Source organism: Nostoc sp., assembly GCF_036917375.1.
GTDB lineage: Bacteria > Cyanobacteriota > Cyanobacteriia > Cyanobacteriales > Nostocaceae > Nostoc.
Genome location: NZ_JBALDN010000094.1, coordinates 225,726 through 237,682, shown reverse-complemented (window position 1 = coordinate 237,682; position 11,957 = coordinate 225,726). Strand labels below are relative to the sequence as shown.

17 protein-coding genes are annotated in these 11,957 nt (G+C 42.5%); 12 read left to right on the top strand and 5 right to left on the bottom strand.

Annotated features, from left to right (window positions below):
* The first annotated feature begins 29 nt into the window (after window positions 1-29).
* Both V7K45_RS25565 and V7K45_RS25560 read left to right on the top strand, forming a co-directional pair.
* On the top strand, window positions 30-284 hold the full coding sequence (locus tag V7K45_RS25565; RefSeq protein WP_335007730.1) for a TIGR03643 family protein: 255 nt from the start codon (window positions 30-32) through the stop codon (window positions 282-284).
* 122 nt (window positions 285-406) lie between these two features.
* A complete protein-coding gene (locus V7K45_RS25560; RefSeq protein ID WP_335007729.1) occupies window positions 407-940 on the top strand; it encodes a dihydrofolate reductase family protein in 534 nt (177 codons plus the stop codon).
* Between the two features lie 52 nt (window positions 941-992).
* On the opposite strand, the gene trxA is transcribed toward V7K45_RS25560, so the two are convergent.
* Complete coding sequence (gene trxA / locus V7K45_RS25555; protein WP_335007728.1) at window positions 993-1,331, bottom strand: thioredoxin; 339 nt, start codon at window positions 1,329-1,331, stop codon at window positions 993-995.
* 226 nt (window positions 1,332-1,557) lie between these two features.
* Entirely contained in the window at window positions 1,558-1,917 is a 360-nt protein-coding gene (locus V7K45_RS25550) for a hypothetical protein (protein WP_442942050.1), read from the bottom strand.
* Window positions 1,918-2,073: 156 nt separating this feature from the next.
* On the opposite strand from V7K45_RS25550, the gene V7K45_RS25545 reads away from it, so the two are divergent.
* Entirely contained in the window at window positions 2,074-2,289 is a 216-nt protein-coding gene (locus V7K45_RS25545) for a hypothetical protein (protein WP_335007727.1), read from the top strand.
* Window positions 2,290-2,458: 169 nt separating this feature from the next.
* On the opposite strand, the gene V7K45_RS25540 is transcribed toward V7K45_RS25545, so the two are convergent.
* The 3 genes from V7K45_RS25540 to aroB all read right to left on the bottom strand — a co-directional run bounded on the left by V7K45_RS25540 (window position 2,459) and on the right by aroB (window position 4,810).
* A complete protein-coding gene (locus V7K45_RS25540) occupies window positions 2,459-2,779 on the bottom strand; it encodes a hypothetical protein (RefSeq protein ID WP_335007726.1) in 321 nt (106 codons plus the stop codon).
* A gap of 252 nt (window positions 2,780-3,031) precedes the next feature.
* Entirely contained in the window at window positions 3,032-3,610 is a 579-nt protein-coding gene (locus tag V7K45_RS25535; RefSeq protein WP_335007725.1) for a Uma2 family endonuclease, read from the bottom strand.
* Between the two features lie 87 nt (window positions 3,611-3,697).
* Entirely contained in the window at window positions 3,698-4,810 is a 1,113-nt protein-coding gene (aroB, locus tag V7K45_RS25530; RefSeq protein WP_335007724.1) for a 3-dehydroquinate synthase, read from the bottom strand.
* Window positions 4,811-5,179: 369 nt separating this feature from the next.
* Between aroB and petL the strand changes: the two genes are divergently transcribed.
* From petL to V7K45_RS25485, 9 genes are all read left to right on the top strand, one after another.
* Window positions 5,180-5,275, top strand: coding sequence for a cytochrome b6-f complex subunit PetL (gene petL / locus V7K45_RS25525; protein WP_099101760.1), 96 nt, complete (start codon window positions 5,180-5,182; stop codon window positions 5,273-5,275).
* Between the two features lie 269 nt (window positions 5,276-5,544).
* Complete coding sequence (locus V7K45_RS25520) at window positions 5,545-5,985, top strand: ATP synthase subunit I (protein ID WP_335007753.1); 441 nt, start codon at window positions 5,545-5,547, stop codon at window positions 5,983-5,985.
* 60 nt (window positions 5,986-6,045) lie between these two features.
* Window positions 6,046-6,807: a F0F1 ATP synthase subunit A gene (gene atpB / locus V7K45_RS25515; protein ID WP_175586935.1), complete on the top strand. Its 762-nt coding sequence runs from the start codon at window positions 6,046-6,048 to the stop codon at window positions 6,805-6,807.
* 148 nt (window positions 6,808-6,955) lie between these two features.
* Window positions 6,956-7,201, top strand: coding sequence for an ATP synthase F0 subunit C (gene atpE, locus V7K45_RS25510; protein ID WP_012411162.1), 246 nt, complete (start codon window positions 6,956-6,958; stop codon window positions 7,199-7,201).
* 181 nt (window positions 7,202-7,382) lie between these two features.
* Window positions 7,383-7,814, top strand: coding sequence for a F0F1 ATP synthase subunit B' (locus tag V7K45_RS25505; protein WP_335007723.1), 432 nt, complete (start codon window positions 7,383-7,385; stop codon window positions 7,812-7,814).
* Between the two features lie 193 nt (window positions 7,815-8,007).
* Complete coding sequence (locus tag V7K45_RS25500; RefSeq protein ID WP_322679161.1) at window positions 8,008-8,580, top strand: F0F1 ATP synthase subunit B; 573 nt, start codon at window positions 8,008-8,010, stop codon at window positions 8,578-8,580.
* The gene (gene atpH / locus V7K45_RS25495; protein ID WP_335007722.1) at window positions 8,577-9,131 is read left to right on the top strand and encodes an ATP synthase F1 subunit delta; all 555 of its coding nucleotides are present in this window, start codon (window positions 8,577-8,579) and stop codon (window positions 9,129-9,131) included. Before V7K45_RS25500 ends, atpH begins: the two co-directional genes overlap by 4 nt.
* A gap of 200 nt (window positions 9,132-9,331) precedes the next feature.
* Window positions 9,332-10,852 (top strand): F0F1 ATP synthase subunit alpha, encoded by a 1,521-nt coding sequence (gene atpA / locus V7K45_RS25490; RefSeq protein WP_335007721.1) that lies wholly within the window; start codon window positions 9,332-9,334, stop codon window positions 10,850-10,852.
* A 143-nt stretch (window positions 10,853-10,995) separates the two neighbouring features.
* Window positions 10,996-11,943: a F0F1 ATP synthase subunit gamma gene (locus V7K45_RS25485; RefSeq protein WP_335007720.1), complete on the top strand. Its 948-nt coding sequence runs from the start codon at window positions 10,996-10,998 to the stop codon at window positions 11,941-11,943.
* Window positions 11,944-11,957: the final 14 nt, after the last annotated feature.

Sequence of the window (11,957 nt, the reverse complement as noted above, 5' to 3'; positions counted from 1 at the left end):
CTCAAATTTACTAATTGCTAGCAAAAAAAATGAAGCTACCTAACCTCGATTCACAAACCATCGATCGCATCATTGAAATGGCATGGGAAGATAGAACATCTTTTGATGCTATTGAGGCTCAGTTTGGACTGCTGGAAAAAGAGGTAATCGCCCTAATGAGGCGTGAAATGAAAGAATCTAGTTTTAAGATGTGGCGAGAGCGAGTCACCAAACGCAATACAAAGCATTTATCTCAGCGAGAATTTATTACAGGTAGGTTTAAATCGCATAATCAAAAAACTTAAGTAATTGGGTAAGCGCTCGCTCTTTTGCGATCGGAACCACCAAGGGCTAAAATGCTCTAGAAAGAATAAGCGTGCGATCGCCTGTACTCATTGATTGAAAACTACCAAATTCACCAAGCACAATGACGAAAGTTACACTCTACATTGCAGCTAGTTTGGATGGCTACATTGCTCGCAGCGATGGCAAAATTGAGTGGCTATCAATCCTTGATACAGAAGATGAAGACTATGGTTATGGTGATTTCTACGAATCGATTGATGCGATCGTTTTGGGTAGCAAAACCTATGAAGTAGGGCTTAGTTTCGATGAATGGCCTTATCCGGGTAAGAAATCCTTTGTTTTTACCCAGCGTCATCTCCAATGCGATCGCAAGGACGTTGTGTTTGTTTCCGATCCAGTAAAACAGGCGTTAGCAGATATAGAGGCTCAAGGTTTAGAAAACATCTGGCTAGTTGGTGGCGGAGAATTAATCAATTCGTTTCTTCAGCACAGCTTGATTGATGAATATATAATTTCAACTATTCCAATTATCTTAGGTGGCGGTATACCTCTTTTCCCACCGCCTAGCCCTGAAGAAGAATTGGAGCTTATTACCTCAAAACAATATCCTACTGGTTTACTCCAAACACATTATAGGCGAAAGGAAAAGATTTAAAATAATTCGTAATCCTTAATGAGTTTTCAACGAATTACGAATTACAAATTACCTAAAGAAGCTTCTGAACAGCGTTGCTAAAGTCTTCGTAAGGAGAAACGCCCACTATAGTTTCTGCTAAAATACCATCTTTGAAAATTAAAACTGCTGGAATACTGCGAAGACCGAATTTTTTGAAAATTGGCTTATTCCTGTCAACGTCGACCTTAACAACTTTAGCCCGACCTTTGTATTCTTCGGCAAGTTGCTCCATTAACGGACTGACTAGGCGACAGGGGCCACACCAAGTAGCAGTAAAATCAACAACAACGACTTTCTCTTCACTTCCATTTAAAACAACATCAAATTCACTTTCTTCAACGTAAGCAACTATGTCAGTATCAGTAGACATTTTTTAATTCCTTAGTGTTAAACTAAAATTTCCGCAAAAAGCTAACTATATAAACTATACTCCCTTCTGAGTGTCAGATTCATTAGTTACCTACATTGATTGGGAAAATCCCTTAACTGAGTTTTGTTTGCCAACGTATATTTAATAACTTAAATCTTTATGCGTAGAGTGCGATCGCACCCTAGCAACCTAGTTTAAAAGCCTATGCCTTCAAGGCATAGAAGCGTCAATAATCATCCTGTCGCTCAAACAGTTCTAACAACCCAATTGTGCCGACAAAAAAAGTATAAGTAGCATATTTTATTGGTATTTTTTGTCTTGAAGCTGCATAAAAAGCTGCTATAATACTTTCGATAAAATGGCTCATCATCGCAAAACGCTCAATCCAAAAAATTGGATTAAGGCTGCTTGGTACATTAGTATTAGTGATTACTGCATAAATATTCCACGATTCCAATCCAATCGCGCTTGTTATAAGCACTGTAGATATAATTTTTACAAAGGTATAAATCTTTTTCTTGATATTTAAGTCCATACTGTTCACAAAAATAATGTTTATAGCTTTTCCTAATAATACAAGGTACATCATAGTCACCTTTACGAAACCAGTAAGGAAGCAATTGGGTATGAGGTTCTTTTAACTCACCAAGAAAAGCTATATTTAAAAAATGACAAAAGTGTGGAATAATACATAGGTGAAAAATTTAATTGCACAGCACACATTGATAATAAAAATAAACTTATGATTGCTCAACATTACAACTCAACTCATTTGGAAAATAATTTGCTTAAACAAATCAAAATTAAAGAAAATCAGCTAAAAATCGCCCAAGAATCTGATATGATCCATGTAGCAGAAGAATTACAGAGTCAATTATTAAAGCTACAGTCTCAATTATCAGAGCCGCAAGATCAAGACCTTGAAATTCAAGCGTTGATGGGTTTACTAGACGATTAAAATTGTAAATTTGTGTTGCAAAGTTTATTGAAAACACCAAACCTCTGTAACCCAAAACCAGAGCATAGCGATTCTGATGCCTGGGACTGTAGTTTATCTACAATGTCTCAAGAATTAACATTAGAATAAGTAGCAATCTAAGGAGTCATAAAAGGATGATGATTCTGACTTAGATAAGACCTTGAGGTTTTTGCTGGGGATTCGGTTTTTTGATCTGTGGTACTGAATCAATCTTAAGAACAGGTTTAATTGAGCGCTGTTGTCCTTGCCTAAGAATTTGAATTTCTCTCTCAATTGAATCTTTTCCTTGCCTAAAAAATTCTTGAGAATTATATGGAACCAAGTCACGGGATAAATGTTGAGCTTGTCCTGGAGTCAAACTAGGAATAGCTTGTTCAGCATTGGCAGAAGTCTGTATAGCTAGCAAAAAAGCTGTTGAAAGCAGCAATGGTTTTATTTTTATACATTCGGTGAATATTAGGTTTAACATAATTGATGCATCTGTTGCGTGAATTTTGCTTCAAACCATCTTCTATTGGTCTGACTATAAGCAAAGTACACTTTTGGGGTTGCTAATTACCTCCTACAAATGGATGAATTAATTAGCTAAACTCTTATTACAGCGCACGTCAATCTAGCTACCATCTCAATTAACTAGCCAAGTTACTCAAGCAACTTGTTAAAATTAGGCAAACTTCCGCCACTTAAAATTTCGATGAATGTTGAGAGCAACAAAATTGTACTATTCAGCATCTAATGGTATTTTCGCCTTTTGAAACACCTGCTCAACAGTAAATTGCAGTCCTTCAAACAAAGAATCTGTGAGTAGTTCTTCTCCCATATAAGTTTGTGGCGCTGCATCTGGATAAAAAACAGTAATGCTTCTGGCTTTACTATCTAATACCCATACCCGCAGCACCTTAGCATCCAAATAGTCTTTGGCTTTAGCCGCCATTTGTCCAAAGGTTTGCCCTGGCGAAATAATCTCAATCACCAAATCAGGAGGAACAGGACAAGCTTCATTTTCATCCCAGTTGGCGGGTAAACGCTCATAAGAAATGTATAAAATATCTGGAATTGGCATCCAATCTCGTCCTCGACGAGTTAAGGCAACAGCCCATTCCGGGCAAACTTCTCCTTTACCCTCACACGATTGCTCAATCAAATTGAGAATAACGCGGGTAAGTTTCGCATGAAAAAATTTTGGTGACATTTTAGGAATTGCTTGACCATCAACAAGTTCATAGGTGATATCTCCCTCGCCTGGTGGAAGATTCAAGAACTCTTGCAAAGTTAATTGATTTTTGGCTTGGAGTATCATGGCTCATTAATTCGTAATTGAAGGACAGAGCAACTAACTTTTATTCTGACTCCTGAATTCTGACTCCTGAATTCTTCTTCAAATTGTTCACATTCCCCGCAACACTTGCCGAATAATATCCGATGGCACTTCATCGGTAATTGTTACTACACCAATCTCTGTTGGTAAAACAAACCGAACTTTCCCGGCTTGGACTTTCTTATCTAATTGCAACGCCTCAATAATTGCTTCAATATCTACCCCATCTGGTAACTGAGTTGGTAAACCCGCTTTTTGAATTAAAGCATTTTGACGTTCTGTGTCTTCCTTTTGCCACAGTCCCAAATCCACAGCAATTTGACCGGCTGCTACCATACCAATAGCCACCGCTTCGCCATGATTTACTAGACGATAACCAGTCAAACTTTCCACTGTATGACCGATGGTGTGTCCATAGTTGAGAATTGCGCGTAATCCGCCTTCTTTCTCATCTTTGCCAACAACATCAGCTTTAGCTTGACAAGAGCGAGTTAATATGCTGGTTATTAGGTCAGGTTTGACATAGCGGAGTTGGTCGAGGCGTTTACTTGCTTCCAACTGGGCAAACAATTCGGCATCCCAAATCACACCGTACTTGATAACTTCTGCCATTCCTGCCCGAAACTCGCGCATAGGTAGAGTTTTTAACACATCTGGGTCAATCAAAACTAAACGCGGTTGATGGAATGCCCCAATTAAGTTTTTACCGTGGGGATGATTCACGCCAGTTTTGCCACCAATTGCCGAATCTACCATCGCCAACAAAGACGTAGGCACTTGGACAACATTAATACCGCGTAGCCAAGTTGCAGCCGCAAAGCCAGTCATATCGCCAATTACACCTCCGCCCAAAGCCACCATCGTAGAAGAACGTTCTAGGCGGTTTTCCAAGGCTACATCGTAGAGTTTTTGGATGGAATTGAGGGTTTTGTAGCGTTCACCAGGTGGTAGAGTGCAGCTAGCAACTTCAAATCCAGCAGATTTTAAGGATGTAATTGCTCTTTCGCCAAAATGCTTAAAAATCGTCGGATTAGAAACCAGTAAAACCTTTTTGCCCAACTTGAGACTGGACATCTGTTGACCCAGCTGATCTAAACTCGAAGGTGCGTTAGCGTAGCTCAACGAAGTTATCGCAATCTCATAAGACTGCTCTGGTAGATTTACATTAATTACAGAAGTCATTGCCCAACCCCAAACAAGCGCCCGTGGGCTGTATTGTATCGCAATCTAGGAAATGGACATAGGGCATTAGGCATCGGGGATTGCTAAGAAGCAGGCAAGCAGCAAAGAAGTTGTAGTAACTATTTCTCCTCTACCCTCATACCCCATGCCTCAATACTGCTCGGGTTTTGGATTTTAACCTGGAATTTGGTTTTGGGAAAAGGTTACTGGGTTTAGGTTAAAGGTTTTTTCTTTCCCCTTTCCCATTCCCCTTTTCCCTTTAACCAACAAGTATTGCCCAATACCCAATGCCCAATCCCCCATGCCCCATGCCCAATACCCAACAACTAATGATTCAATAGATTTAGGAAGTATTCTGGAGAGCAATAAATGTTTGCAATTGTATCTTATATCGTCTTCTTGGGTTTATTCTTTGGCTTATCTGTAGGATTGCTGTTCGGTCTGCGAACCGCGAAGATAATTTAATCGAGAGTTAGATTCAACCCAAGACTCTTGTGGGGCAGGCATCTTGTCTGCCCTTAGTTTACAAATAGGCTATAAAATCTTTACTTTTTCACCAAGTCCGGCAACGTGGACTTGGTAAAATTGCTGTGGGCTTTAGTCCGTGGGTACTTACTGCCTGATGTTGACAAGAAGTTAATTGTTTTTTCCTAAAGTATTGTTACCGCATCGTGATATGATTCAGCTGACTGAATGTGCAGTCATCATATTTAACTGTACTGGTTTCAAGTCCCGTGAGCTTGTCAGACGAATCAATTGCGCCCACTCCGACAACGCAACAAGATGCTAAAACTGGTTCTGGAGGCACAGAATCAGGTAACTCCATGAAAGAGTTCCATGAACTCTTCCAGCGATTGTTGGTAATCACGCTTGTCTTGACGGGGGTTATTTTTATCTCTGTGTGGATTTTTTATTCCTTAAACATTGCCCTAAATTATTTAATTGGGGCGTGTACAGGTGTGGTTTACTTAAAAATGTTGGCTAGAGATGTTGAGCAGCTTGGTAGTCAGAAAACCAGTCTGAGCAAAACTCGTTTTGCTCTGTTTATTGGAGTGATGATCGTGGCAACTCAATGGCGTGAGCTACAGATTCTGCCCATTTTTTTGGGATTTCTAACTTACAAAGCCACGCTCTTCGTCTATATGGTGCAAATTGCGTTCATTCCTGATTCTTAAAAAGTCAGGCTCACAAAGATAGTAATCCCATCCTCGCTCGTTGGGGAAAATGCTTGAAGAATGCAAATGCTTAGTGTCTTAAACGCCTTTAATTCTTTTCCCCTCGCCGAATTAGAAGTAGGACATCATTTCTACTGGCAGTTGGGCAATCTTAAAATTCATGGGCAAGTTTTTCTCACCTCATGGTTTGTGATTAGTATTCTAGTAGTGGCTTCAATAGCTGCTACTCGCAACGCACAAAGAATTCCCAAGGGCATCCAGAATTTGATGGAATATGCCTTAGAATTTATTCGCGATCTGGCAAAAAACCAACTTGGTGAGAAAGAGTACCGCCCTTGGGTGCCATTTATTGGCACATTGTTCTTGTTTATTTTCGTATCGAACTGGTCAGGTGCGCTAATTCCCTGGAAGCTCATCAAGCTACCTTCGGGCGAATTGGCAGCTCCCACCAATGATATCAATACGACTGTTGCATTGGCATTGCTGACCTCCTTAGCGTATTTTTACGCAGGTTTTAGCAAACGGGGTTTAGGCTACTTTAAGAAATATATAGAGCCAACACCTGTTTTGTTGCCGATCGCAATTCTCGAAGATTTCACCAAACCCCTCTCCCTAAGCTTCCGGCTATTTGGTAATATTTTGGCGGATGAATTGGTAGTAGCGGTGTTGGTGCTGCTAGTTCCTCTATTTGTACCTCTGCCTGTAATGGCCTTGGGTTTATTTACCAGTGCCATTCAAGCCCTGGTTTTTGCCACCCTAGCCGGAGCATACATTCATGAGGCAATGGAGGGGCATGGCGGAGATGAACATGAGGAGCATTAAACTTCTCAGCTGATAGCACAGTTCCAAGAGCATATTCGCTCAAAACATCGCAAAGCGCGATCGAAGAACTCATGTGCAGCGTGAAAATCACGTTTCTAATCGTTAACGTACTTTTGTTAGTTTTGTAATCAAAGCAAGGAAAATCAACATGGATCCATTAGTTCAGGCTGCTTCAGTTCTCGCTGCTGCTTTAGCGATTGGTTTAGCTGCAATTGGCCCTGGTATTGGTCAAGGAAATGCTGCTGGACAAGCAGTAGAAGGTATTGCTCGTCAACCTGAAGCAGAAGGAAAAATTCGCGGTACTCTGCTATTAACCTTGGCATTCATGGAATCCTTGACTATCTATGGTCTAGTAATTGCCCTGGTATTGCTGTTCGCTAATCCTTTCGGCTAATACCTGAAATTTTTCTGAGTGTGGAGACGTGAATCATCACGCCTCTACAATCAAAACGTTTTAGGTATCTCAATAGTTATAATGTTCAGTTGACCCTTGTTGGCTATGGGTCTCTAAAATATGAAAGGTTGGATGATGTTGCTAGCCATGAAAACTGCTACTCCAGCCAAAGAGGAGACAAATGTTTGATTTCGATGCTACCTTGCCCTTCATGGCATTGCAATTCCTGCTATTAGCAGCTTTGTTGAATGCAATTTTCTATAAGCCACTGACCAAGGTACTAGACGATCGCGATAGTTATATCCGAACGAATACCCTTGAGGCGAAAGAAAGCTTGGCAAAAGCCGAGCGTTTAGCCGCCGAATATGAGCAACAACTCGCAGACGCTCGCAGACAATCGCAAGCTACCGTAGAAGCAGCTCAACTTGAAGCTAAGAAAATTACTGCCGAGAAAATCGCCGAGGCCCAAAAGGAAGCTCAGTCTCAACGAGAACAAGCTTCTGTTGAAATAGAACAACAAAAGCAAGAAGCTTTTCGCACCTTAGAGCAACAAGTTGATGCTCTAAGCAGGCAGATTCTAGAAAAACTATTGGGGCCAACTCCAGTTAGATAAGCTAACTAGACTGGCTCTGTGAAAGCATACGCGCAGCTGGGCCCTAGTCCAGAGCGCAAAATTTAAGTGTCAAATAAAGGCACTTTTTCCCTTCTGGGGAAAGATACTTAATTTCCTTACGGGGAAAAGATACTTAAATTTCCTTCCCTTGGGAAAAATACAACGTATTAGCAAGCAAGCAGCGCACTTGTAAATGGGTATCATGGGGACATTCTTATTACTTGCCGCAGAAGCGAACGCTGTTCACTCTGAATTGGCAGAAGGCGCAGCAGAAGGTGGTTTCGGTCTAAACCTAGACATTTTTGAAACCAATCTGATCAATCTAACGATTCTGATTGGCATATTATTCTACTTCGGACGTAAGGTTTTAAGCAATATCCTGAACGAGCGACAATCCAATATTGCCACCGCAATTCAGGAAGCAGAAGGGCGCTTAAAAGAGGCAAAGACTGCCCTTTCCCAAGCGCAAGAGCAGTTGAAGCAATCTCAAGCAGAAGCAGAACGCATCCGCCAATCTGCCACAGAAAACGCCCAAAAGACGAAAGAAGCCTTGTTAGCGAAGGCAGCGCAAGACGTAGAACGCCTGAAACAAACGGCAGCAGCAGATTTAAACACCGAAACAGAGCGAGCGATCGCTCAACTACGGCAACGAGTTGCTGCACTAGCATTGCAAAAAGTCGAATCGCAACTCAAAGGCGGGATTGCTGACGATGCTCAACAAAGTTTAATTGACCGCAGCATCGCACAACTCGGAGGCAATGTATGACAAGTCAGGTAGCAACAGCCGAAGTAGCCCAGCCCTATGCACAGGCACTTTTGTCAATAGCGCAATCGAAAAATTTGACAGAAGAGTTCGGGGAAGATGCGCGTACTTTCCTGGGACTGCTCAGGGCAGACAAACAGCTACACAACTTCTTCAGCAACCCGTTTATTCAGGCTGAGAACAAAAAAGCTCTCATCAAACAAATACTCGGTGAAGGCTCTAATCCCTACTTACGCAATTTTTTACTGATACTGGTAGATAAGCGACGCATTGCGTTCTTGGAAGATATTTTTCAACAGTATCTAGCCCTGTTGCGGCAGCTGAATCAAACCGTATTAGCGGAAGTAATTTCAGCCGTTCCCCTCACAGAAGCTCAACAGCAGGCAATCATCCAAAAGGTCGTCGCCATCTCCAATGCTCGCCAGGTAGAACTAGAAACCAGGGTGGACAGCGAGTTAATTGGTGGTGTGATCATTAAAGTAGGTTCACAGGTAATTGACGCTAGTATCCGGGGTCAGTTGCGCCGCCTTTCATTGCGCTTAACTAATAGTTAGGAGTTAGGAGTACAGACGCAATTAATCGCGTCTGTACAATAGAGACGCGATTAATCGCGTCTGTACAATAGTTAGAAGTTAAGTAAATAGTAATTTATTTTAACTTTTAACCTTTGCTTTTTTAACTCAGCACGGGACAAACGCCCCGCTAACAGCACCCAGCACTAAATATCAGTCTCGAAAGCAAAAAAGATAGACACATGAGCATATCAATTAGACCTGACGAAATTAGTAGCATTATCCAACAACAAATTGAGCAATACGATCAAGAGGTCAAAGTTGCTAACGTTGGTACTGTTCTCCAAGTTGGTGACGGTATTGCCCGGATTTATGGTCTGGAAAAGGCTATGTCTGGGGAACTTTTGGAATTTGAAGATGGTACAATTGGTATCGCCCAGAACTTAGAAGAAGACAACGTGGGCGCGGTACTGATGGGTGAAGGGCTAGAAATTCAAGAAGGTAGTTCTGTAACCGCTACCGGTAGAATTGCCCAAGTACCTGTAGGAGAAGCCTTAATTGGACGAGTTGTAGACGCTTTGGGTCGTCCCATTGATGGTAAGGGAGACATCAAGACTTCAGACAGCCGTTTGATTGAATCTCCAGCACCCGGTATCATTGCTCGTCGGTCAGTACACGAACCCATGCAAACGGGTATCACAGCTATTGACTCAATGATTCCCATCGGTCGTGGTCAACGGGAATTGATTATTGGCGATCGCCAAACCGGTAAAACTGCGATCGCGATCGACACAATCATCAACCAAAAAGAAGAAGATGTAGTTTGTGTATACGTTGCGATCGGTCAAAAAGCTTCCACCGTCGCTAACGTGGTGCAGACATTGCAAGAAAAAGGCGCGATGGATTACACTATCGTCGTCGCAGCTAGTGCCAGTGAACCAGCAACACTACAATACCTAGCTCCTTACACAGGCGCAACTATTGCTGAGTACTTTATGTACAAAGGCAAAGCTACCCTGGTAATTTATGATGACCTCTCCAAGCAAGCCCAAGCTTATCGCCAAATGTCACTACTGCTGCGTCGTCCACCCGGACGCGAAGCTTACCCTGGAGATGTATTCTACATTCACTCCCGCTTGTTAGAAAGAGCTGCAAAGCTGAGTGACGAATTAGGTAAAGGCAGTATGACCGCCTTACCAATTATCGAAACCCAAGCTGGTGACGTTTCAGCATACATCCCCACCAATGTAATTTCCATTACCGATGGTCAGATATTCCTATCTTCTGACTTGTTCAACGCTGGTATCCGTCCGGCTGTGAACCCAGGTATTTCTGTATCCCGCGTGGGTTCTGCTGCTCAAACCAAGGCAATGAAAAAAGTTGCCGGTAAGATTAAATTGGAACTAGCCCAATTTGACGACCTGCAAGCCTTCGCTCAATTTGCTTCTGACTTAGATAAAGCCACTCAAGACCAGTTGGCACGGGGTCAACGGTTGCGCGAACTTCTCAAGCAGCCACAAAATTCGCCACTCTCGGTATACGAGCAAGTAGCAATTCTTTACGCTGGTATCAATGGTTACTTGGATGACGTTCCTGTAGATAAAGTCACAACCTTTACCCAAGGTCTGCGGGAGTACTTAAAGACTGGTAAAACCCAGTATGCCGAAGGAGTAAGAGCCTCCAAAGCACTAGGTGATGCAGAAGAAGCTGCCTTAAAAGAAGCACTTACCGAATACAAGAAGACCTTCAAAGCAGCAGCGTAATTAGTCATCAGTCATTAGTCATTAGTCATTGGTAAATAGCTAATGACTAGTGACAAAGCGCAAAGTCCGATCGGAGGTTTCCTCCAATCAAAACTTTGTAAGAGAGGACAAATGACAAATGACTAAGGACTAAGGACAAGAATATGGCCAATCTAAAAGCAATACGCGATCGCATTCAGTCGGTCAAAAACACCAAAAAAATCACAGAAGCCATGCGTCTCGTAGCTGCGGCTAGAGTGCGCCGGGCGCAAGAACAAGTGCTAGCAACTCGTCCCTTTGCCGATCGCTTGGCACAAGTATTATATGGTTTGCAAAGCCGTCTGCGCTTTGAAGAAGCTAACCTACCACTACTGAGAAAACGCCAAGTTAAGTCAGTTGGGTTGTTGGTTATTTCAGGCGATCGCGGTCTATGCGGCGGCTACAATAGTAACGTTATCCGTCGTGCAGAAAACCGCGCTAAAGAAATCCAGGCAGAAGGTTTAAACTATCAATTTGTGATCGTCGGACGCAAAGCTACACAGTACTTTCAACGCCGCAATCAGCCAATTGATGCCACCTACAGTGGCTTAGAGCAAATTCCCACCGCAGCTGAAGCCAATCAGATTGCCGATCAACTACTTTCCTTGTTCCTTTCCGAAGAAGTTGACCGTATCGAATTAATCTATACCAGATTCCTTTCCTTGGTTAGCTCCCGTCCTGTGATTCAAACCTTACTACCCCTCGATCCACAAGGTCTAGAAGCAGGCGATGATGAAATCTTCCGCTTGACAACCCGTGGCGGTAAATTTGAAGTCGAACGGGAGAAAGTAACTAGCCAAGTCCGCACGTTGGCTCCTGACATGATTTTCGAGCAAGATCCCGTGCAGATTCTCGATTCTCTATTGCCCCTGTATCTGAGTAACCAGCTATTGCGGGCGCTACAAGAATCAGCAGCTAGCGAACTAGCAGCGCGGATGACAGCTATGAGTAATGCCAGTGAAAATGCTGGTGAACTGATTAACACCCTCACGCTGTCCTACAACAAAGCTCGACAAGCTGCAATTACCCAAGAACTCCTTGAAGTTGTGGGCGGTGCTGAAGCACTAACTTAGGGTATAACTAATTA